General features: G+C 68.4%; 20 protein-coding genes. 14 read left to right on the forward strand and 6 right to left on the reverse strand.

From position 1 onward, the window contains the following. Positions 1 to 55: 55 nt before the first annotated feature. Both UCD39_RS02220 and UCD39_RS02225 read right to left on the reverse strand, forming a co-directional pair. Positions 56 to 1,600, reverse strand: a complete 1,545-nt coding sequence (locus UCD39_RS02220; protein ID WP_330494504.1) for a RimK family ATP-grasp domain-containing protein — start codon at positions 1,598 to 1,600, stop codon at positions 56 to 58. A 79-nt stretch (positions 1,601 to 1,679) separates the two neighbouring features. Beyond that, positions 1,680 to 1,907 carry a hypothetical protein gene (locus tag UCD39_RS02225; protein ID WP_330494505.1) on the reverse strand — a complete coding sequence of 76 codons (228 nt, stop codon included), beginning with the start codon at positions 1,905 to 1,907 and terminating at the stop codon, positions 1,680 to 1,682. A gap of 158 nt (positions 1,908 to 2,065) precedes the next feature. On the opposite strand from UCD39_RS02225, the gene UCD39_RS02230 reads away from it, so the two are divergent. Next, positions 2,066 to 2,542 carry a GNAT family N-acetyltransferase gene (locus UCD39_RS02230; RefSeq protein ID WP_330494506.1) on the forward strand — a complete coding sequence of 159 codons (477 nt, stop codon included), beginning with the start codon at positions 2,066 to 2,068 and terminating at the stop codon, positions 2,540 to 2,542. Here the strand turns inward: UCD39_RS02230 and UCD39_RS02235 are convergent. After that, positions 2,539 to 3,444, reverse strand: a complete 906-nt coding sequence (locus UCD39_RS02235; RefSeq protein ID WP_330494507.1) for an alpha/beta hydrolase — start codon at positions 3,442 to 3,444, stop codon at positions 2,539 to 2,541. The two genes, UCD39_RS02230 and UCD39_RS02235, sit on opposite strands and share 4 nt — an antisense overlap. Before the next feature lie 10 nt (positions 3,445 to 3,454). Further along, the gene (locus UCD39_RS02240; protein WP_330494508.1) at positions 3,455 to 5,290 is read right to left on the reverse strand and encodes an ABC transporter ATP-binding protein; all 1,836 of its coding nucleotides are present in this window, start codon (positions 5,288 to 5,290) and stop codon (positions 3,455 to 3,457) included. A gap of 415 nt (positions 5,291 to 5,705) precedes the next feature. Between UCD39_RS02240 and UCD39_RS02245 the strand changes: the two genes are divergently transcribed. Next, positions 5,706 to 6,449: a class I SAM-dependent methyltransferase gene (locus UCD39_RS02245; RefSeq protein ID WP_330494509.1), complete on the forward strand. Its 744-nt coding sequence runs from the start codon at positions 5,706 to 5,708 to the stop codon at positions 6,447 to 6,449. A gap of 53 nt (positions 6,450 to 6,502) precedes the next feature. Here the strand turns inward: UCD39_RS02245 and UCD39_RS02250 are convergent, their stop codons facing one another. After that, positions 6,503 to 7,219, reverse strand: a complete 717-nt coding sequence (locus tag UCD39_RS02250) for a fumarylacetoacetate hydrolase family protein (protein ID WP_442943540.1) — start codon at positions 7,217 to 7,219, stop codon at positions 6,503 to 6,505. Between the two features lie 197 nt (positions 7,220 to 7,416). On the opposite strand from UCD39_RS02250, the gene UCD39_RS02255 reads away from it, so the two are divergent. The 3 genes from UCD39_RS02255 (at position 7,417) to UCD39_RS02265 (ending at position 9,688) form a co-directional block, all read left to right on the forward strand. Then, the gene (locus UCD39_RS02255; RefSeq protein WP_330494510.1) at positions 7,417 to 8,433 is read left to right on the forward strand and encodes a patatin-like phospholipase family protein; all 1,017 of its coding nucleotides are present in this window, start codon (positions 7,417 to 7,419) and stop codon (positions 8,431 to 8,433) included. A 279-nt stretch (positions 8,434 to 8,712) separates the two neighbouring features. After that, positions 8,713 to 8,922: a cold-shock protein gene (locus UCD39_RS02260; protein ID WP_040849967.1), complete on the forward strand. Its 210-nt coding sequence runs from the start codon at positions 8,713 to 8,715 to the stop codon at positions 8,920 to 8,922. 181 nt (positions 8,923 to 9,103) lie between these two features. Next, a complete protein-coding gene (locus tag UCD39_RS02265) occupies positions 9,104 to 9,688 on the forward strand; it encodes a MarR family winged helix-turn-helix transcriptional regulator (RefSeq protein WP_330494511.1) in 585 nt (194 codons plus the stop codon). Between the two features lie 92 nt (positions 9,689 to 9,780). Here UCD39_RS02265 and UCD39_RS02270 read toward each other — a convergent pair whose 3' ends face one another. Next, entirely contained in the window at positions 9,781 to 11,430 is a 1,650-nt protein-coding gene (locus tag UCD39_RS02270) for a tetratricopeptide repeat protein (RefSeq protein WP_330494512.1), read from the reverse strand. 447 nt (positions 11,431 to 11,877) lie between these two features. On the opposite strand from UCD39_RS02270, the gene UCD39_RS02275 reads away from it, so the two are divergent. The 9 genes from UCD39_RS02275 (at position 11,878) to UCD39_RS02315 (ending at position 20,684) form a co-directional block, all read left to right on the forward strand. Continuing rightward, positions 11,878 to 12,540 (forward strand): flagellar hook assembly protein FlgD, encoded by a 663-nt coding sequence (locus tag UCD39_RS02275; protein ID WP_330494513.1) that lies wholly within the window; start codon positions 11,878 to 11,880, stop codon positions 12,538 to 12,540. Positions 12,541 to 12,610: 70 nt separating this feature from the next. Then, positions 12,611 to 13,882 carry a flagellar hook protein FlgE gene (flgE, locus tag UCD39_RS02280; protein ID WP_330494514.1) on the forward strand — a complete coding sequence of 424 codons (1,272 nt, stop codon included), beginning with the start codon at positions 12,611 to 12,613 and terminating at the stop codon, positions 13,880 to 13,882. Between the two features lie 10 nt (positions 13,883 to 13,892). After that, entirely contained in the window at positions 13,893 to 14,273 is a 381-nt protein-coding gene (locus UCD39_RS02285; RefSeq protein ID WP_330494515.1) for a hypothetical protein, read from the forward strand. Further along, positions 14,270 to 14,794 carry a hypothetical protein gene (locus UCD39_RS02290; protein ID WP_330494516.1) on the forward strand — a complete coding sequence of 175 codons (525 nt, stop codon included), beginning with the start codon at positions 14,270 to 14,272 and terminating at the stop codon, positions 14,792 to 14,794. The genes UCD39_RS02285 and UCD39_RS02290 overlap by 4 nt, the downstream gene beginning before the upstream one ends. A 15-nt stretch (positions 14,795 to 14,809) precedes the next feature. After that, a complete protein-coding gene (gene flgK / locus UCD39_RS02295; RefSeq protein WP_330494517.1) occupies positions 14,810 to 16,546 on the forward strand; it encodes a flagellar hook-associated protein FlgK in 1,737 nt (578 codons plus the stop codon). Positions 16,547 to 16,557: 11 nt separating this feature from the next. Then, on the forward strand, positions 16,558 to 17,472 hold the full coding sequence (locus UCD39_RS02300) for a flagellin (RefSeq protein ID WP_330494518.1): 915 nt from the start codon (positions 16,558 to 16,560) through the stop codon (positions 17,470 to 17,472). Positions 17,473 to 17,613: 141 nt separating this feature from the next. Then, positions 17,614 to 18,441 carry a flagellin gene (locus UCD39_RS02305; RefSeq protein WP_330494519.1) on the forward strand — a complete coding sequence of 276 codons (828 nt, stop codon included), beginning with the start codon at positions 17,614 to 17,616 and terminating at the stop codon, positions 18,439 to 18,441. 176 nt (positions 18,442 to 18,617) lie between these two features. Continuing rightward, positions 18,618 to 20,228, forward strand: a complete 1,611-nt coding sequence (gene fliD, locus UCD39_RS02310) for a flagellar filament capping protein FliD (RefSeq protein WP_330494520.1) — start codon at positions 18,618 to 18,620, stop codon at positions 20,226 to 20,228. Positions 20,229 to 20,303: 75 nt separating this feature from the next. Continuing rightward, positions 20,304 to 20,684: a flagellar export chaperone FliS gene (locus tag UCD39_RS02315; protein WP_145732061.1), complete on the forward strand. Its 381-nt coding sequence runs from the start codon at positions 20,304 to 20,306 to the stop codon at positions 20,682 to 20,684. Positions 20,685 to 20,728: the final 44 nt, after the last annotated feature.

Here is a 20,728-nt window from a genome sequence, read left to right on the forward strand (position 1 = left end):
GCGAAGTGGCCCCGTCCGCGCCGGTCCATCCGCCCCCGACGGCGGCGGGTCCGGCTCAGGCCACCGCCGCCCGCACCGCAGCCAAGCGGGCCAGGGCGGCATGCTCAGTGGCGGCCAGGGTGGTGCTGCCGGGCATGGGCACCCGACCGGCGGCGGTGAGGAAATGGCCAATGATGCGACGCCACAGCACCGGGCCCGCGGCGCGATCCTCCATGCCCACATCCAGGTTGGGATTGTCGTTCACCTCGATCACCATGACCTCCCCGGTCGCCGTCTGTTTCAGATCCACGCCGTACAGGCCGTTGCCCATCAGCCGGGCGGCCTTCAGCGCGGCGGTCAGCACGGCCGGCGGCGTGTCGGCCACGGCCACGGCGCGCGTGGCCCCTTCCTCATGGCTGCCGTCGGCGCCATGGCGTACGATTTGCCAATGCTGGGGACACATATGGTATTGGGCCACGAACAGCACCTGCCCCCCCAGCACGCCCACGCGCCAGTCGAAGGCGGTAGGCACATAGTCCTGCGCCAGGATGATTTCCGACCGCGCCAGCAGTGCCGCGGCCACGCGGTGGAAGGCGTCGGGGTCCATCACCCGCTCCACCCCCCGGCTGAAGGCGCCATCGGGCACCTTCAGCACGGCGGGGAAGTTCATCGACGCCGCCACCTCCGCCACGGTGGCGCGGGTGACCAGCCGGGTGCGCGGCGTGGCCACGCCGTGGCCGGCCAGCGCCTCCGCCAGGAAAACCTTGTTGGTGCAGCGCAGGATGCTGGTGGCGTCGTCCACGACCGGGATGCCTAGCGCCTCCGCCTTGCGGGCGAAGCGGAAGGTGGGATGGGTCACGGCCGTGGTCTCGCGGATGAACAGGCCGTCGAAGCGCGCCAAGTGGCGATAGTCGCGCCGGCCGATCACCTCCACCCGCACGCCCAGATCGGCGCCCACCCGCGCCAGATGGTCCAGCGTTTCGGCCTTGCTGGGCGGCAGGGGGTCGGCAGGGTCATGCAGCACCGCCAGGGTGAAGGCGGGCGCCACAGGGCCCCGGGTCCGCAGCCAGCGCCGGCGGGCATGCACCTCCAGCGCGTTCATGAACTCCCGGTCGTGGGCCGGCGGCACCGCGTCCAGCCCCAAGGGCGCCACGCCGGCGATGCGCCAGCCCCGGCCATCGGCATGCACCAGCGTCAGCCGCATCAAGGGGCAGTCCAGCCGCTGGAACACGCGGGCCGCGACATCGCCCAGCCCCGCATCGGGCGTCCGGCCGAAATAAATGTTGGCCGTGTGTTGGGTGATGCCGGCCGGCGGGGGCGGGAGATGGGCAAGACCGGCATTGAAGTCGGCCAGGCTGTCGGCCAGGTCATGCCGATCCGCCAGATCCACCAGGGTGCGCAGCGCGGGCATCACGCGGTCGCCGCGCGCCTCCGCCAAGAGGGACGTATAATAGCCGGCGGACAGGTAATCGACATGACGGCAGAGGTTGATGACGCGGCAGGGGCGCCCCGGTCCGGCGGCGGCATAGGCACCGGCGGTCATGATGCGGCCGCCGGGATCGGGCCAGCGGAAGTCGCACCGCCGTTCCACCACCAGGATCAGGTCGGACGCGGCCAGCACCGGGGGGCGGGCCGGGACGGGCCTGGGGTCAAGCTGTCTGGAAGCCGCTGGGGAACAGTCCGGCATGGCACCCCTCCCCCTAAAACCGGCTACTGGGAAAGCGGGGGGCGGCCCAACGCGCCGCACCGGCGCCAGGGCCCGCACCGGCCCCGCCGGCGCGCAGCAGCACGGTGGGACGGTCGGGCTGGAATATGGCGAAGGCGACCGCGGCCCGCCGCTCCTTGAAGACGCCGCCGATGAGGCCGGCGCTGTCGTGGGCGGCCCACAAGCCGCCGGGGCCGCGTTCGATGACGATGGTGCGTGCCATGATGCGTTCCTCTGGAAAGGCCACGGCACAGAAGGCCGCCGTGGTGTCCCCAGTGTCCGGGCGACCCGCATTAAATCTCCATGGCAATGCCGGGGACGGAAGATAAAGGGTTTTTGATTAGGCCCCGCGACGCCCCCTCCCGTACCTTGGGCCCCACCATGACACCCTCTGCTTTCCCGGTCCCCTTTCCAGCCCCTCGGCCCGCCATCCCGGCCGACCTGGAGGCCCTGCTGGCGCTCGAGGCCCTGTGCTTCGAGTTCAACCGCATGGGCCGGCGCAGTTTCAAACGCCTGCTGGAGCGGCCGTCGGCCCGCATCCTGGTGATTGATGGTCAGGATGGCACCTTGGCGGCCAGCGCGGTGCTGCTGTCCCGCCGGGGCACCCAGGGCCTGCGCGTCTATTCCCTGGCGACCCATCCCGCACGGCGCGGCCAGGGCCTGGCGAAGGCCATGATGCAGGCCGCCCTGGACCACGCCCGCGCAACCGGCCACCACTGGCTGTCGCTGGAGGTGCATCCGGAGAACGGCGCCGCGCGCGCCCTGTACCACCGCCTGGGCTTTCACCAGACCTCGGTGGAGGAGGATTACTACGCCGACGGCTCCCCCGCCTTCCGGCTGCGGCGGTCGGTCGATTAGGGCCTAAGCGCCGGCAGGCCGGGCGCCCGCCGGGGGGCCTCCTGCTCCAGCGTCGGCGCCGGTCCCCGCCGGCCGGCCAGGAAGTCCAGCAGGGCGTCAACCCCGCCCTTGTCCCACAGGTCGTCATGGCCCGCGCCCTTGATCCAGGCGGCCTGCTTGGGCTCCGGCGCCACTTGGAACACCACCCGCCCCATGGCCGGCGGCACGCTGCGGTCGGCCAGGCCGTGCAGCACCAGCAGGGGGCAGGCGGGGGGCGCCACCGTCAACCGGCGGACCACGGCCAGGGGATTGGTGGCCATGCCGGCCAAGGGCGACAGATGCCATCGGCCAACCAGCAGGTCGGCCCCGGACGTCGGCGGGGCGGCCAAAACCAGGGCGGCCGGCCGGCGTTCCCACGCCATCTGCAAGGCTAGGGCCGCCGCCGCCGACACGCCTAGGACAACCAGGCGGGAGCCGGAGACGCCCCGGGCCGTCAGGTGATCCAAGGCGGCGCGGGCATCGGCCAGCAGGGCGGCCTCCCCCCACTCCCCCGTTATCAGGGAGGCCGGGCGGCGGCAGGTGAGCATCACGCCATAGCCGTGCGCCACCAGGGCCGACGCCAGGCCCGCCAGGTCGGCGCGGCGCTGTCCGGGGCCGGCCAGGATCAGGACCAGGGGCCGGGCGCCCGTGGGCTCCGCCGTCCACGCGGTCAAGGTGGCGCCGTCGGCGGTGGGATAGGCGACGGCGCGCAGGCCGGCCCCCTCCGGCGGGGCGCCGGGGTCGGGCAGGCGCGGATGGACGAACAGGGCGGCCCCGCCCTCGCGCGACAGGGTCATCAACAGGCTGCCGAGAAGGACCACGCCGATGACCAGGGCGATCAACACGACCATGAAGACCATGTTCGTGACCGCCCCGGCCGCCATCGTCCGCCCCTCAGCCCGCCGCCGACAGGGCGCCGGCCGCCGTCACCGGGGCCACGTCCAGTTCGGCCACAGGGCCATGCCCGCCGCCAGCCTGTAAGGCATGGAAACGGGCGTAGGCACCGTCGAGCGCCAGCAGCTCGTCATGCGTGCCGGATTCCACCACCCGGCCGCCATCGATGACATAGATGCGGTCGGCGTCGATGATGGTGGACAGGCGGTGGGCGATGACCAGGGTGGTGCGGCCCTGTTGCAGCCGGCGCAGGGCGTCCTGCACCAGGCGCTCGGACTCGCTGTCCAGCGCCGAGGTCGCCTCGTCCAGCAGCAGCACGGGGGCGTTCTTCAGCATGGCGCGGGCGATGGCGATGCGCTGGCGCTGGCCGCCGGACAGCTTCACGCCGTTCTCGCCCACGCGCGTGTCATAGCCCTGGGGCAGGCCCAGGATGAAGTCGTGCGCCGCCGCCGCCTTGGCCGCGGCCTCGATCTCCTCCGCCGTGGCGCCCATGCGGCCGTAGGCGATGTTGCCGCGCACCGTGTCGTCGAACAGACCCGTTTCCTGGCTGACCAAGCCGATGGCGCTACGCAGCGAGGCCAGCGTCACGTCGCGCACGTCCTGGCCGCCCAGGGTCACGGAACCGCCGGTCACGTCGTAGAAGCGGGGGATCAGGTTCAGGATGGTGGTCTTGCCCGACCCGCTGGACCCTACCAGGGCCACGGTCTTGCCCGCCGGCACCTCCAGCGAGACACCGTCCAGCGCCACCGTTCCGTCCTGATAGGCGAAGCGCACGTCCTGGAAGCGGATGGCGTGGGAGGCTACGGCCAGTTCCCGGGCGTCGGGCCGGTCCACGATGCGGGGCGGCGTGTCCAGCAGCTCGAACACCCGCTCCGCCGAGGCCAGGCTGACCTGCAACTGGGTCTGCAGCTTGGACAGGCGCTTCAGCGGCTCGAACGCCAGCAGGAAGGCGCCGGTGAAGCTGGTCAGCGTGCCGGCGGTGGCATGGCCGGCCGCCGCCTCCAGCCCGCCATAGATGATGACGCCGACGAAGATGACGCCGCTCAAAACCTCATTGATGGGGATGAGGGAGGAGGAGACGCGGAACGACTTGTTGGTCAGCTTGCGCAAATCGTCGGCGATGGTGGCCACGCGCCGCATCTCATACTCTTCCATGCCATAGGCCTTGACGTGGCGGGCGCCCTGGAAGGTCTGGGTCAGGATGCTGGCGAAGGTGCCCAGCGCCGCCTGCGTGCGCCCCGCCACCCGGCGCAGCCGGCCGGTCATGCGGCTGAGCATCACGGTGGTGAAGGGCACCACGGTCAGCGAGATGGTGGCCAGCAGCCAATCCTGCTGGAACATCACGCCCACCAGGAAGATGAGGGTCAGCACGCTCTGGCCGTAATTGGTCAGCACCTCCGCCGTGCCCTGGCGCACCTGGTTCACGTCGTTCACCAGGCTGGAGACCAGCTGGCCCGACGGCAGGGAATGCAGGTAGGCGAGGTCGGCCTGGATCAGGTGGTTGTAGAGCTGCTTCTGCAACGCCGCCACCAGCCGCTGGCCCACGTTGTTCATCAGCACGGCCGAGAAATAGCCCGAGAAGCCGCGCACCACGAAGGTGGCGAAGACGATGATGGCGAAGGTGCGCAGGTAGCCGGGGTTCTTGCCGCTCAGCACCTCATCGATCAAGGGCACCAGCTTCTGCGCCAGCACGGCGGAGCTGCCGGCATTGACGGCGATGAGGATGCTGGCCAGCAGCACCATGCCGATGTAGGGCCGCAGGTAACTGCCCGCGAGGCGCCTCACCAGCGGCAGGGTGGCGGTGTGTCGCGGCTGGGACGTATGCTTCTTGGACAAGGGACCGGCGAACCTCGGACTGCGGCGGGGTGGGCACCCCCGCGAGAAACGGACGGGCCATGCTTAACACGAAGGCGCTCCCCCAGCCAGAACCGGGCTGTCCGGCGCGGCCAGACCGCGACAATGCCGGGCACCGGCGCGGCGCCCCCTCGCCGGTTGATGATCTTTCAGATGTTAAACTCTTGGATTGCGGCGATCTGACACGTCCGTTGCCCCGGACATTTATGCACTTACCAAGCCTTTTGGAGTAGTCTCCAGCCCGAGCCCGTACCCGAGCGACAGAGATCACGCTCAAGCCCCCGCGCCATGGGCCTTACTCATCTTCAGGCGCCGGTTCGACCATCAAAATTCCGCCGATACCCAGAGTACGCCTGCCCGGCGGCGCGGCGGGAGCTTGCGAAAAAGACGGAGCCCCATGTCGATTGCACCGGAAGCGAGACGCCAGCCCTCCCCGGCCCGGAACCTGGCCCAGCTATGGCGGTCGATGCGCTTCATGTCGCCCGCCGATGTGCCCCTGTTCCTCCAGAGCGCGCGGACCGACAAGGCGATCAGCCGCCTGCGGACCACGGTCGGCGAGCGCGGCGCTTTCGAAGCGGTCTATGTCGAGACCGGGGACCCTTGGGCCTCCGCCGACAGCCGCTATCGCTACCAGGCCTGGAAATACGAACGCATCGTCGCCTGCCTTCCCGCGGGCCAGCGCTTCACGCACGCCCTTGACCTGGGCTGCGGCTTGGGCTTGCTGAGCCAGCACCTGGGCAAACGCGCCGATCAGGTGCTGGGAATCGACATCGCCCAGGCCGCGGTGGATCGCGCCGCCGCGCGGTTCGGCAGCCCGGCGATCAGCTTTCGCCAGGGGGACGTGCTGGACCTTGACCCCGGGCTTGACGGCGGCTTCGACCTCATCACCCTCGCCGACACACTCTATTACCTGCCGCCGCCCATCGGGGACGATCTGCTGAAACAGGTGGCGGCCCGGATGGCGCGGCTGCTCAAGCCCGGCGGCCTCTGCCTGTTGGCCAACCACTACTTCTTTTCGGCCGACCCTGAATCACGGCTGTCCCGGCGCATCCATGACGCGTTCGCCTGGTCCCCCCTTTTCACGGTGGCCAGCCAGGCGCGGCGCCCCTTCTATCTGGTCACCATCCTGCGACGGACCTGACACGGCAACCGCCCAGGGTTCGCGACCGCGAAGAGCCCCTGGCGCCGGGCGCCTCACGCGCGGTCGGTGATGCGCAGAGACAGGTCGGGCAGGCCGTCGACATGGGCGGTGATGACATCGCCCGGAACGACGGGGCCGACATTCTCCGGCGTGCCGGTATAGATCAGGTCGCCCGGCAACAGGGCGAAGGCGCGGGACAGGTTGGCGATCTGCTCCGCCACCGACCAGATCATCTGATCCAGGGTGGAGGACTGCTTCACCTCGCCGTTCACCGCCAGGGTGATGGCGCCCCCCGCCGGATGGCCGACCAAGCCCACCCGGTGCAGCGGGCCGATGGGGGCGCTGCGGTCGAAGGCCTTGCCGATCTCCCACGGCTTCTTGATGTCACCCATGGCGCGTTGCAGGTCGCGGCGGGTCATGTCCAGGCCGACGGCATAGCCCAGGACATGGTCCAGCGCCCGGTCCGCCGGGATATCGCGGCCGCCGATGCCGATGGCCGCCACAAGCTCCACCTCATAATGATAGTTGCTGGTCAGGGTGGGATAGGGATGGTCGGCCACGGTGCCGGGCATCACCACCTGCACGGCGTCGGCCGGCTTCTGGAAGAAGAAGGGCGGCTCGCGGGTGGGGTCGGAACCCATTTCCCGCGCGTGCGCCGCATAGTTGCGTCCGATGCAATAGATGCGGTGCACGGGGAAGACCGCACCGTCACCCACCACAGGCACCACGGGCCGGGGCACAGGGAACAAAAGCGGGGGCATGCCGGTCATGGCGGGGGCTTTCCAGGCTGGAGGCGGGGGCGCCACCATAGCAAACCGGATCGCTGGCGCCAGCCCGCGACCTTTATGCCACCGCCGGCCGGCCCCACCCGCGCCACTTTCACCGCTCATCAGAAGCCGGTACTGTGCCTTCCGGCCGCGCCACCTACATTAGTGCCAGGCGCCCCCCCTTGGAGTGTTCGACCGCCATGCCCGACCGCCACGCCGACCGCCATCCGCCCCGCCCCACGCTCGGCCTGGCGCTGGGGGGTGGGGTCGCCCGGGGATGGGCCCATATCGGCGTGCTGCAGGCCCTGGCCCAGCACGGCATCCAGCCGGACGTGGTGGCCGGTTGTTCCATTGGGGCGCTGGTGGGCGGGGTCTACCTGGGCAACCACCTGGAAACGCTGGAGCAGTGGGCGCGCAACCTGACGAAGATGCGCATCCTGGGCCTGCTGGACCTGCGGCTGCGCAGCGGCGGCGGCCTGATCGGCGGCGAAAAGCTGCTGACCGAATTGAACCAGCACCTGGGCGATTCCACCTTCGACGACCTGCCCAGCCCCTTCATCACCGTGGCCACCGACCTGGCGACGGGCAAGGAGGTGTGGCTGCGCCGCGGGTCGGTGGTGGAGGCGATGCGCGCCTCCTACGCCATGCCGGGCATCTTCCCGCCCTCCCATGTGGATGGCCGTTGGCTGGTGGACGGCGCCCTGGTCGACCCCGTGCCCGTAGCCGCCTGCCGCGCCATGGGCGCCGCCATGGTGGTGGCGGTGGATCTGAACGCCGACATCATCGGCCGCACCCGCAGCCGCCACGACGCCGAAGCCGGTGCCGCCGCGCCGCCCGACGCCGCCCCCGCGACCGAGGACATGGAGGCGCCGGCCGAGGAAGCGCCGGGCATCCCGCAGAAACATAACTTCGAATTCCTGTCGACCTTCCTGCAATCCCGCCGCGCGCGGCCGCAACCCCCCAAGTATGAGGGGCCCAGCATGTTCGGCGTCATGGCCACCTCGCTGGGCATCGCGCTGGACCGCATCACCCGGTCCCGCCTGGCGGGCGAGCCGCCGGACATCCACCTGAAGCCCCGCCTGGGCCATATCGGCCTGCTGGAGTTCGACCGGGCGGACGAGGCCATCGCCGAGGGCAAGGCCGTGGTGGAGCGGGCCCTGCCGGAATTGCGCGAGGCGCTGCGCGTCTTCGGCATCGGCACGCGGATGGCACACTAATATCGGACAGCGCGCGGGCGGCCTATGCCTTTAGGCCGAAAGGCCGCTCCGGTAATATGTATCCACCATACTTTGTTACCCATCAGGACAAGCATTCGAGCACTTTAAGTATTGTTCGGATTTTCTTGCTTGTCCTCCGGCGCCTTGGGTTTCATGACTATGGTGTCGAATTTGTCGCGGAGCCCTGCCCGGTCCACCGGTTCGCTCCCGTCATGTTTGACGCCGCCCCCTTGGGGGCGGACGACACCGGACCGGGAACTACCCCCTCAAGGAGACACCATGTCTATCGGCACCGTTAAGTGGTTCAACAGCACCAAGGGTTACGGCTTCATTCAGCCGGAGGACGGCACCGCCGACGTCTTCGTGCACATCAGCGCCGTCGAGCAGGCGGGCCTGCGCTCCCTGAACGAAGGCCAGAAGGTCAGCTTCGACCTGCAGCACGACCCCCGCAAGGGCAAGTCGGCCGCCGGCAACCTGCGGACGCTGTAATACGGACTTTCGAACCACGTTTGTCCTGATCGAAACGGGTGGCCGCCTTCGACGGCCGCCCGTTTCTATTTTAACTCATCCATTGGGGTAGGACGCAGCGCTATTGATCCTGGTCAATGCCGGGGTGGGTCGGACGGATCATGGTGGGGGCCTGAAAACAGTTATGTGGGGGTTCCATTCCATGCCCGACGCCCTTGCCCATTTCCGCGCCGAAGATGCCATCGCCTTGTGCGTCATCGACGTGGCCAACGCCCTGGTGCGCCATAGCGAGCCCCTGCTGGAAGAGGCCGGATTGACCGCGCCGCAGTGGACCGTTCTGATGAACGTCGCGGGCGACCGCAACTTCAACGACGGCCCGTCCCAGCCGGCCAACGATCCCCACGCCGACGCCTATGCCGGCGCCGACCTGGGCATCGGCCGCCAGGGCTGCATCTTCTCGTCCGAGATCGCCGCCGCCCGCGGCCTGTCCCGCCCGCACATCAGCGCCACGGTGACCGAGCTGCTGCGCAAGGGCCTGATCCGGCAGGAGGACGACCCCAGCGACCGCCGCCGCAAGCTCTTGTCCGCCACGCCCGAGGGCCTGGCCGTGCTGCGCCGGCTGCAGCCCCTGCGCCAGGCGGTGAACGACCTGCTGCTGGCCGACCTGGACAGCCACCAGCGCCGCACCCTGCTGGAAGCGTTGCGCATCATCCGTGACCGCTCGCGCCGGGCTGAGCACATCCGGCCCTACGCCGATCGTCCGCACGCCCTGCGCCACGCCTCCTGACGCATCGTCGACGCTGACGCCCGCCGTCAAAGCGCGCCCCGCCGTCATCGGCCGGGCGTGCTTTGTCATGGGCGCCCAAAGCCAGGGCGCGCTCATAACCGGGGCGCAGTCAGGGCCGCAACCTGGCGCGCGATGTCCGCGATGATGTCCTGATGTCCCCGGGCACCGGCGCGGAAGATCCGCATCGAGGGGAACCAGGGCCGGCACCCGGTGCCCAGGCAGGTGACATCCAATTCCCCGGCCAACCGCCAAACGGGCACACCCAGCGCGCCCGCCAGCTCCCCCGTCGCCGTCGGCACGGTGACCACCAGGTCCAGCGCGGACAGCAGGGCCGCCAGCCCTTCCAGGTCATCGCGCTGGTCCAGGTCGGGAAAGTGATGGGGCGCCCTGGGTCCCAGGGCCGCGCGCTCCTCGCCCGTGTCCACGTACATCAAGGTCACGACCGTCACCCCCGGCAGGGCCAGCAAGGGCGTCCAATCGGCTAGGTTCGGCTGGCGTCCCGCGCGGCTTTCGACATCCAAACCGCTGCGCCAGCACAGGCCGACCTTCAACGTGGGGGGACCGGCGCCGTCCAGCGCCGCCAAGCGCCGCCGCCAGTGCACCACCAAATCCGGCAGGGCCCACAGATAGCCCGCCCCGTCGCCGGAGCCCTCCTTGGCGAAGTCCGCCAGCCGTTCACGCAGCAGGCCGGGCAGCGAGCCCGCCGCCACCTGGGCGACCGCCGCCCCCACCGCCAGGGCGGGGGCATCCGCCCCGGACGCCTGCGCCACTACCTGGGCGTCGGGAAAGGCCCGGCTGAACAGGCCCGTCAGGCGGGGATCGCAGCGCACCACCGCCGACCCGGCGGCGGCGATGGCGGCGTCATAGCAGCTGGCGAACATCAGCTCATCGCCCAGGCCCTGTTCCCGCCAGATCAGCAGGGGGCCGTCCAGGCGCTTCCCCCGCCAGGCCGGCAGGGCCGGCGGCGGGCGGAAACGCTGCGGGTCGGCGGTCCGGCGGGCCTCATAGCCGGCCCAGCCGGCGGCCAGGTCGCCGCGCGCCAAATCCAGGTTGGCGCGTCCGAAGGCCAGGCGGGCGTCCTGCGGGTGGGCCGCGACGCCAACGGCCCAGGCGTCGGCGGCGGCCGCGACATCGCCCAGCGCCTGCAGGGCGGCGGCCTGGGTGTAGAGCGCCTCCGCCTGCGCCCCCTCCCTGGCGAGGGCCTGGCGGCTGGCGGATAGCGCCCCGTGGAAGTCACCGCGCGCCATGAGGATGGAGGCCAGGTTGACATGCGCGTTGACCAGGTCGGGGTCCAGGTCCAGGGCGGCGCGAACCTCGTCCTCCGCCTCCCCCAGCCGGTCGAGCACACGCAGCACGGCCGCCAGGTTGCTGCGGCACACCGCGTCCGTCGGCGACAGGCGCACGGCCATGCGCAGCACCGGCTCCGCCTGGGGGACGCGTCCCAGCCGGCGCAATGCGACACCCCACAGGGTGAACAGGCCCAGGGTCGTCGCCTCGGCAACACCGGCGGTGCCGGCCGCCAGGGCCAGCACGGGCTCGGCCTCCGCCGGGCGGTCCAGGGCCAGCAGCGCGCGTCCGGCCAAGGCCAGCCAGGACGGGGTGCGCAGCCCCGCCGCCAGGACCGGGCGGCACAAGGCCCAGGCCGCGTCCGCCCGGCCAGCCGCCAGCAGGGACGCCGCCGCGGCCTGCGACGGATCCTCCCCCGGCTCCAGCGTCTGGTCATACGGCTGCGTCGCGTTCATGGGATGGCGCCCCTTTCATCAATACCTTCCTCACGCGCGGCGGCGGGCAAGCCGTCGCGCGTGAGGGCGCCCCTGTGCGGATGGGCAAAATCTGCCGGCCAGGGTCCGGTGTGGCGGGGACCCATCAACCCAGCGTTTCCGCCATTTTTGCGAATGTCCCCCACCCCGCGCTGAGGCCAACTAGGAAGAAACTGCCTATCGGCAATACTGAACCAGTAAAAAATTGCCTACCTAAATATTGATGATCTTGCTTTCTGAGAACAGCAATGACCGTTGGAAGCATATACGCCGACCCACGACTTCATGGCCCGGAACTTTTTTTTGGAAATGTCAAAAAAAGTGCGCCCGCTTCTGTAAGGGCCGGCGTTGAACCGATCGAAAGCCAATTCCGGCCCGGGGTCCCGTTCCAGGATCCCTGACGCCGCCGGAGGATGCAGGGGTCGGATCATGACGTCAGTGAGCAGCACCAGTTCCAGCAGCACCACGAGCACGAGCACCACCGCGTCCTCGACGTCCTCCAGCACGCTCGGCGACTTCAACAGCATGATGTCGCTGCTGCTGAAGGAACTGGAAACCCAGGACCCGACCAGCCCCATGGACACCAGCACCTTCACCACCCAGCTGGTGCAGATGTCCAGCCTGGAGGCGCAGGAGGCGTCCAACACCTATCTGGACGGCATCAGCAGCACGCTCAGCAGCTTCACCAGCAGCTATCCGGCCTACAACTACCTGGGCCAGACGGTGTCGACCGACAGCGATGAGGCCCCCCTGCAGGATGGCTCCGCTATTTGGAGCTACACCCTGCCGTCGGCGGCGGACAGCGTCAGCTACACCGTCAGCGACAGCAGCGGCAACGTCGTCTACTCCGGCAGCGGCAGCACCACCGCCGGCACCAACTACATCACCTGGAAGGGGACCGAGACGGATGGCGGCACCGCCACCTCGGGCACCTACACCCTGTCCATCACCGCGACCACCGACAGCGCCGCCAGCAGCGTCACCGCCTACGGCGTCGGCAAGGTCACCGGCGTCGACACCTCCACCGGCACGGCCAAGCTGTCCCTGGGCTCTTACGAGATCAGCATGGACGACGTGACGTCAATTCTTTGATCCCCAACGCGTTTATCGAGGTGGCGGCCGCATCGGCAACCGCCGTTTCTGATCCCAAGGAACCACGGCCATGAGCATCTTCAGCGCCCTGAACACCGCCACCTCGGCCTTGTACGCCCAGTCCAAGGCGTTCACCTCGATCTCCAGCAACATCTCAAACTCGTCCTCCACGGGCTACAAGGCGACCGACACCTCGTTCACCGCCCTGCTGACGGACAGCCAAAGCAGCTCCGCCGACTATGGCGGCGTCATCGCCAGCACGACCCAATCGGTTAGCAGCCAGGGCGACATCACCTCCACCGACGTCACCACCAACCTGGCGCTGGATGGCAACGGCATGTTCGTGGTGAACGACGGCACCAGCAGCCAGTCCTATTACACCCGCGACGGCAGCTTCAGCGAAGACAACAGCGGCAACCTGGTGAACACCGAGGGGTATTACCTGGAGGGCTGGGCCACCGACGACAGCGGCAACATCCTGGCCACCAACCGCAGCGACACCGCCAGCCTGGAGAAGATCAACCTCGACAACATCTCGGGCTCGCCCAAGGCCACGACCAAGGTGACCAGCAGCCTGAACCTGCCGTCCGACGCCACGGTGGGCAGCAGCTACACCACCGATACGGAGGTGTACGACAGCCTGGGCAACAGCAGCACGGTCACCATGACCTGGACCAAGACCGGCACCAACACTTGGGAACTGGACGCGTCCAATCCCGTGTCGGCCACCGATGGGTCCACCGTCACCGGTACCAGCAGCGGCACGCCCGTCAGCCTGGTGTTCAACAGCGACGGCTCGCTGGCCTCGCCCACCACGGACATAACCTTGAGTATCTCGGGGTGGAGCAGCGGCGCGACCGACAGCTCCATCACCCTGGATTATGGCGAGAACAGCGGCAGCGGTTCCATCACCCAGTATGCCAGCGGCTCCACCACGCCCAGCATCACCACCACCGGCACGCCCAAGCAGGACGGCTATGCCAAGGGCACGCTGACCAGCGTCGACATCAACACCGATGGCAGCGTCGTCGCCAACTTCGACAACGGGCAGTCCAAAACGGTCTACAAGATCCCGGTGGCCACCTTCGCCAACGCCGACGGCCTGACCGCCGTGTCCGGCCAGACCTACGCCCAGTCCACCGCCTCTGGGGCCTATTCCCTGAAAGAGGCGGGCAGCGACGGAGCCGGCACCATCGAGTCCAAATCGCTGGAAAGCTCCAACGTCGACACGTCGGACGAACTGAGCCGCATGATCTACGCCCAGCAGGCCTATTCGGCGGCGGCCAAGGTGGTGTCCACGGCGCAGGACATGATGGACACCCTGTTGCAGGCCAAGCGGTGAGGACCCAGCCATGAACCACCTCGCCCTTCTCACCGCCCAATCCATCACCCCCGCCGCCGCGCCCGCGGCCCCCACCCCTGTCGGCCCTGCCCCCGTCGGTCCCGCCTTCGACGCCAACCGCCTGGAGCGCCTGCTGCGCGAGGGCAAGCGGCTGAACGCCGCCGTGCGGTCGGCGCTGACGCCCGGCGTGCGGGTGGGTGGCCACATCCGCCAGGCCGCCCGGCTGGCCCTGATCGACGACCTGATGCGCTACCAGGAGCGGCTGGAGCAGGCGCTCGCCGACCTGCGCCCCCTGGTGGAGGCGCAGCAGCAGCGGGCGCGGGCCCTGACCCTGTATTCGCGGGCGCTCAACAACGCCTACCTGCCCTCCTACCGCCGGGGTACGCGATGACCAGCCTCTTCTCCCGCCTGTTCGGCACGCCCGCACCCGAACCCACCATCGCCGTGGCGCCGGCACCCCAGCCGGAGGCCGTGACGCTGCCCGCACCGCCGCCGGGCGGGACCCAGTTCCCGACGGCGCTGATCGAGGCCTTCGCCGCCTTCCAGGCCGCGGCCAGCCAGCCGGAGGCCAGCCTGGACCGGCGGCGCGCCATGTACACCGCGCTGAAGCACCTGCGCGAGGCGGAGGCCGTGGCCCGCGTCACCCTGTCCCGCGCCGCCCAGGGCGGCGCGCAGGGCCGTGCCGCCACCGGCCAGCACTGGGCGCCCCAGCTGCAGGGCCTGATGGCGGAGATGGCGGCGCTGCAGGCCGGCATGGCGGCGGAGCTGAAGGGCCGGCGGTCCCGCCTGCAGGGCCTGCTGCATGTGACGCGGGAACGGGCGCAGGACGTGCGCGGCTATTACCCCGCGCGGGGCCGCCAGGTGCGCGTCGACAGCCACCAGGCGCGCCACTGCGTGCAGCTGACCGCCTGAGGAAGGGGCCCCGCCATGTCGCTCCGCACCGCCGGTTCCATAGCCCAGTCCGCCCTGACGGCCACGCAGACGGCCATCACCGTCACCAGCGCCAACACGGCCAATTCCAGCACCGACGGCTATACCAAGAAGACGGCCAACGAGACGGCCGTCACCGTCAACGGCCAGGCGTCCGGGGTCAGCGTCAGCAGCGTCACGCGGGATGTGGACCAGTACCTGCTGCGCCAGGTGGTGTCCTCCACCTCGGCCAGCAGCCAGGCCAGCGTGATCAGCAGCTACATGGCCAATGTGGACACGGCTTACGGCACGGTGTCGGGCAGCACCTCCATCGCCGACGTCATCGACACGGTGACCAGCGACCTGTCCACCCTGGCCTCGGGCAATGGCACCGACACGGACAAATCCTCCACCGTGACCGCGCTGGAAACCATGGCCAGCACCCTTTCCGAGGCATCCAGCACGGTGCAGGGCCTGCGAGCCCAGGCCGACAGCGACATCGCCAGCGACGTGGATTCGGCCAACACCGCCATCACCACCATCGCCAGCCTGAACAAGCAAATCGTCGCCGCCAAGGCCGCCGGCCAATCCACCGCCGATTTGGAGGATCAGCGCGACAGCCAGCTGAAGACCCTGTCCAGCTATCTGGGCGTCAGCTACACGGTGGACAGCACCGGCGCCATGCAGGTGTCGACCACGTCCGGCCAGGTGCTGGTGGGCAGCACGGCGCACACGCTGAGCTACACCGCCGCCGGCAGCGTCGACGCCAGCACGACCTACCCCACGGGCTTCAGCGCGCTGAGCGTGGATGGCACGGACATCACCGGCAGTGTCAAGTCCGGCGCCATCGGCGGGCTGATCACCCTGCGTGACGATACCCTGGTGGACCAGCAAAGCCGCCTGGACAACCTGGCCAGCACCCTCATCACCACGGTCAACACCGTGTCCAACCAGGGCACCAGCTATCCGGCCGCGACCTCGCTGACCGGCACGGCGACGGTCAGCGCCAGCGACAGCCTTTCGGCCACCGGCACGCTGCGCCTAGTGGCGGTGGACAGTAACGATGACACGGCGGCCGTACTGGATGTTGATCTCAGCGGCGTGTCCACCGTGCAGGATCTGCTGGACACCATCAACGCCAGCGGCACCTTCACCGCCAGCATCACCAGCGACGGCCACCTGACCATCGCCGCCGCCGACAGCAGCGACGGCATCGCCGTGAACGAGATGGACAGCAGCGTCGGCACCGACAAGGAAGGGGCCTCGCTCTATTTCGGGCTGAACGATGTGCTGACCGGCACCGACGCCAGCGATATCGCGGTCAAGGCGAGCCTGTCGGCCGACAGCTCGCTGCTGCCCACCGGCACCCTGTCGGACAGCAGCAGCCTGGCCGTGGGCGACAGCGCCATCACCTCGGGCGACGTCAGCACCATCACCGCGCTGGAGGACGCCTTCACCGGCAAGCAGAGCTTCAGCAGCGCCGGCGGCCTGGCCAAGGCCACGACCACCCTGTCGGGCTATGCCTCCACCATCATCAGCAGCGCCGCCACCGCCGCGTCCACCGCCAGCACCAAGGCCGACACCGCCAGTTCCACCCTGGATGACGCCACCACGGCGCTCAGCTCCCAGTCCGGGGTCAGCCTGGATGAGGAGACGGCCATGGTCTCGACCCTGGAGCAGGCCTACCAGGCGGCCGCCAAGATCATGTCGACGCTGCAGGAAATGTTCACCGCCACCATCGAGATGGTCAACTGAGGGGCCCACCGATGAACCGGATATCGACCGCCGGCGCGCACAGCGCCCTTGTCCAGTACATGCTGAAGAACGAATCCGCGCTGAACAGCGCGGAGGTGCAGGAATTGACCAGCGCCAAGTCCACCACCTACGCCGGCCTGTCCACCGCCGGGGGCAACGTCAAGCTGCTGGTGAACCTGGAAAGCGAGGTCAGCTATTCCAGCACCCTGATCACCAACGCCGACAACGCCGTCACCAAGATCGACGCCATCTCCTCCGACATCACCAGCATCTCCAGCATCGCCACCAGCCTGAAGACGGCGATCAGCGAGGCCATGTCCACCGACCAGACCAGCCGGTCCACCTATCAGGAGGAGGCGTCGGGCTGGCTGACCGATGTGGCGTCCATCCTGAACGACACCTATGGCGGCCAGTACCTGTTCGGCGGCAGCGACACCAACCACGCGCCGGTGTCGGTGGACAGTTCGACATATCCCGCGCAGACATCGTCCAGCAGCGCCGACACCAGCTATTACAGCGGCAACGACACCCTGGCCACGGTGCGCCTGTCCGCCACCCAAAGCGTCAGCTACGGCGTCACCGCCAACGACCCGTCCATCGAGAAGCTGATGCGGGCCTTGAACATGGTGAGCAACACCAACCCGCTGGACGACACGACCCTGACCACCGCGCTGGATTTGGTGAACGACGCCTCCGACGGGTTGAGTGACATCAGCCAAACATTGTCGGACACATCGTCCAGAATACAGAAGGCATCCAGTCACCTGTCCGATATAAATTCCTTCGCCAGCACCCAGAGCAGTGACTTGAAAAGTGTCGATCTGGCGGAGGTGTCAACAACAGTGACAACGCTACAGACGTCATTAGAGGCGACGATGCAGGCTATTGCGGCGTCGCAGAAGATGAGCCTGGCGAACTACATGTGACGGCCCTGAACTTTTCGCAAAATAGCGAAAAAAAGTGCGCCCGCTTTCATCTGACCTGCCGTTGAACCGTGTGAGGGGAAGTACGGCCCGGCCGCAAAAGGCGGCCGCCCCACGAACCTCTCGCCAACCACATGGAGGTCCATGATGCCTGTCGTCACCACCAACACAGCGGCGAACTCCGCCCTGCGTTACTTGAACACCAACTCCGAGGCGGAATCGTCCTCGGTTTCCAAGATCGCGTCCGGGTCCCGCATCACCAAGGCGTCGGACGACGCCGCCGGCCTGGCCGTCGGCACCAAGATCCAGTCCGACGTCACCATGCTGAACCAGGCGTCGACCAACGCCTCGAACGGCCAGTCCATTCTTCAGGCGGCGGACGGCGGCATGGCCCGCATCTCCGACATCCTGCAGCGCATGGAATCGCTGGCCACCGAATCCGTCTCGGGCACCGTGACGGACACGGAACGCGGCTACATCGACGCCGAATACCAGCAGCTGACGGACGAAGTGGACAGCATCTCCACGGGCACCCGCTTCAACAGCCAAAGCCTGCTGGACGGCACCGGTTCCTGGTCCTCGGGCGTCACCTTCCTGGTGGGCACGGCGACCACGGACACCATCACCATCACCCTGACCACTGTGGACAGCAGCTCGCTGGGCCTGACCGGCTCCAGCGTGTCGACGTCCGATGGGGCCACCTCGGCCATCACCACCATCAAGTCGGCCATCAGCGCGCTGTCCACGGCCCGCGCCAAGGTGGGCGCCCAGATCTCCCGCTTCGAGTACCAGGGCGAGATGATCTCGACCTCCATCGAGAACCAGGAAGCGGCGCAGTCCGCCATCATGGACGTCGACGTGGCGTCGGAACAGACCAAGCTGTCCAACGAGGACACCCTGGTCCAGGCCGGCATCAACGCCCTGGCCAAAGCCAACCAGCTGCCGTCCGAACTGCTGAAGCTGCTGCAGTAAGGCTGAGCGACGGGGGCGCCTGGCGACAGGCGCCCCCGGTCCGCGGGAAAGGAGAAGGTTAGGCCAGGGGATCGATCATGGCGGTGTCCACCATTTCCGGCAGCACGTCGAGCACATCGACGGCCAGCACATCCTCCTCGGCCTCGTCCGTCACGGGGCTGGATTATTCCGCCCTGGTGGCCGCGGCGGTGGCCGCGAAGGAGGCCAGGGCCGACACCATCGACAGCGAAATCTCGGACAACGAGTCCAAGATCTCTGCCTATGAGGATTTCCAGGGGCTGCTGAACACGCTGGCCACGGCGGCGGAGGCCCTGTCCAACCCGGTGGACAGCTCCAGCACCAACCTGTTTTCCGAGCGCACGGCCTATCTGTCCGGCGGCAGCTCCACCGTTTCCGCCAGCGACATGCTGGGCGTGTCGGTGGATGACGGCACCGCCACCGGCACCCACACCATCGTCATCAAGCAGTTGGCGACGGCGGAAAAGCTGGGCAGCAGCACGCAAACCAGCCAGACCGGCGCCCTGAACCTGTCCGGCACCTTCACCCTGGGCCTGGCCGACGGGTCCACCGCGACAATCAGCGTCGCCAGCACGGACAGCCTGAAGGACGTCGCCGCCGCCATCAACAAGCAGACCGACACCACCAATGTCTCCGCCAGCATCATCCAGGTGTCTGACAGCGCCTATGAACTGGTGCTGACGGCCACCGACACCGGCAAGGCCATCGAGTTCAGCAACGACAGCAGCGGCATCCTGACCTCGCTGGGCGTCACCAGCAGCGACGGCAGCTATGCCGACGAACTGACGGCCGCCCAAGGATCGGAGATCGAGGTCGACGGCATCGACATCCAGCGCTCTAGCAACGTCATCAGCGACGTGCTGTCCGGGGTGACGCTGGACCTCTATTCCAGCGATTACGACAGCAGCACCGGCACAGGCTCCACCATCACCATGGAGCTGACGGCCAACCTCAGCGCCATCAAGAGCGGCATTTCCACCTTCGTCACGGCCTACAACGCCGTCCGCAACTTCATCTCCACCCAGCAGGCCACGGGCACCGACGGCGGCCCGGCCAGCTCCGCAGTGCTGTTCGCCGACAGCCAGGTGCGCTCCATCTCCACCGCCCTGCAGAACGCGCTGAACCTGACCGACGGCACCTATTCCATCTCCTCCCTGGGGCTTTCCTTCAACAGCGACAACACCTTGGCCATCGACAGCACCACGCTGGACAGCGCGCTCAGCGACAATCTCGACGATCTCGAGACCCTCCTGGGCTTCAACTATTCGACCTCCTCGACCGAACTGTCGATGCTGCGGTCCCCCGACAGCACCGACAGCCTGAACTTCAACCTGGACATCACCATGAACGCCGACGGCAGCATCGCGTCCGCCGGCGTCGGTGGCGACACGTCGCTGTTCACCATCAGCGGCACCCGCATCATCGGCAAGGATGGCACGGCATATGCAGGCATGACGCTGGTCTATCTGGGGTCCCAGAGCGAAACGGTCAGCGTAAGCACCAGCAGCGGCCTGGCCGACCTGATCTACAACACGTCCGACACCGCGGGGGACAAGGACACCGGCACCTTACAGAACCTGATCGACAACCTGACGGACTACGACACCACCCTGACCAGCAACGCGGCCGACATCCGCAGCCAGGCGGAAGCCTATGGCACCCAGTTGGCGACCTACTACGCCCAACTGGAAGCGCAGGCGCAGACGGCGGCCACCTTGCTGAAGACCCTGAAGGCGTATTCCGACGCCAGCAACAGCAGCAGTAGTTGACGCCCGCGATCCCGCCGGCGCCAGCCCGGGGGGCATCGGACATTCCCTTCCTCCAGAGAGTTGAAAAGAGCGGCCATGAACCACACCGCGTTCCAGCGCGCCACCAGCGCCTACGGATCGGCCAAGCAGACCCTGCCCCCGCACAAGCTGGTGGAGGCGCTGCAGGACCGGGCGTTGCAGTTGTGCACCTCCGCCGAGCGCCACGCCGCCGACGGCCAGTTCGACCAGTTCCATGCCGACATCGTCCACGCCATCCGCATCTACACCGGCCTGCAGGTCGTCATGACCAACCAGGTGGGCGGTCCCAGCGGCAAGGCGCTGAGCCAGCTCTATGGCGCCTTCATCATGGCGCTGGGCCGGGCGGCCGGTGGACGCGACGTGCCCAACCGGGTGCGCCGCATCCAGGAGCGGCTGGCGCTGCACCGCCGGCTATGGGCGCGTCCGCCCCGGACCTGAGAAAATGAAGGGCGGCATGCGGTCACAGGGCCAGGTTTCAGGAA

The organism is Nitrospirillum karajorum (genome assembly GCF_036348415.1).
Taxonomy (GTDB): Bacteria; Pseudomonadota; Alphaproteobacteria; order Azospirillales; family Azospirillaceae; genus Nitrospirillum; species Nitrospirillum amazonense_B.

Excerpts from the sequence above, each read along its gene's own strand:
- UCD39_RS02225 (WP_330494505.1), bottom strand. The coding sequence starts at position 1,907 with ATGGCACGCACCATCGTCATCGAACGCGGCCCCGGCGGCTTGTGGGCC.
- UCD39_RS02230 (WP_330494506.1), top strand. The coding sequence starts at position 2,066 with ATGACACCCTCTGCTTTCCCGGTCCCCTTTCCAGCCCCTCGGCCCGCC.
- UCD39_RS02235 (WP_330494507.1), bottom strand. The coding sequence starts at position 3,444 with ATGGCGGCCGGGGCGGTCACGAACATGGTCTTCATGGTCGTGTTGATC.
- UCD39_RS02245 (WP_330494509.1), top strand. The coding sequence starts at position 5,706 with ATGTCGATTGCACCGGAAGCGAGACGCCAGCCCTCCCCGGCCCGGAAC.
- UCD39_RS02250 (WP_442943540.1), bottom strand. The coding sequence starts at position 7,219 with ATGACCGGCATGCCCCCGCTTTTGTTCCCTGTGCCCCGGCCCGTGGTG.
- UCD39_RS02255 (WP_330494510.1), top strand. The coding sequence starts at position 7,417 with ATGCCCGACCGCCACGCCGACCGCCATCCGCCCCGCCCCACGCTCGGC.
- UCD39_RS02260 (WP_040849967.1), top strand. The coding sequence starts at position 8,713 with ATGTCTATCGGCACCGTTAAGTGGTTCAACAGCACCAAGGGTTACGGC.
- UCD39_RS02265 (WP_330494511.1), top strand. The coding sequence starts at position 9,104 with ATGCCCGACGCCCTTGCCCATTTCCGCGCCGAAGATGCCATCGCCTTG.
- UCD39_RS02270 (WP_330494512.1), bottom strand. The coding sequence starts at position 11,430 with ATGAACGCGACGCAGCCGTATGACCAGACGCTGGAGCCGGGGGAGGAT.
- UCD39_RS02275 (WP_330494513.1), top strand. The coding sequence starts at position 11,878 with ATGACGTCAGTGAGCAGCACCAGTTCCAGCAGCACCACGAGCACGAGC.
- flgE (WP_330494514.1), top strand. The coding sequence starts at position 12,611 with ATGAGCATCTTCAGCGCCCTGAACACCGCCACCTCGGCCTTGTACGCC.
- UCD39_RS02285 (WP_330494515.1), top strand. The coding sequence starts at position 13,893 with ATGAACCACCTCGCCCTTCTCACCGCCCAATCCATCACCCCCGCCGCC.
- UCD39_RS02290 (WP_330494516.1), top strand. The coding sequence starts at position 14,270 with ATGACCAGCCTCTTCTCCCGCCTGTTCGGCACGCCCGCACCCGAACCC.
- flgK (WP_330494517.1), top strand. The coding sequence starts at position 14,810 with ATGTCGCTCCGCACCGCCGGTTCCATAGCCCAGTCCGCCCTGACGGCC.
- UCD39_RS02300 (WP_330494518.1), top strand. The coding sequence starts at position 16,558 with ATGAACCGGATATCGACCGCCGGCGCGCACAGCGCCCTTGTCCAGTAC.
- UCD39_RS02305 (WP_330494519.1), top strand. The coding sequence starts at position 17,614 with ATGATGCCTGTCGTCACCACCAACACAGCGGCGAACTCCGCCCTGCGT.
- UCD39_RS02315 (WP_145732061.1), top strand. The coding sequence starts at position 20,304 with ATGAACCACACCGCGTTCCAGCGCGCCACCAGCGCCTACGGATCGGCC.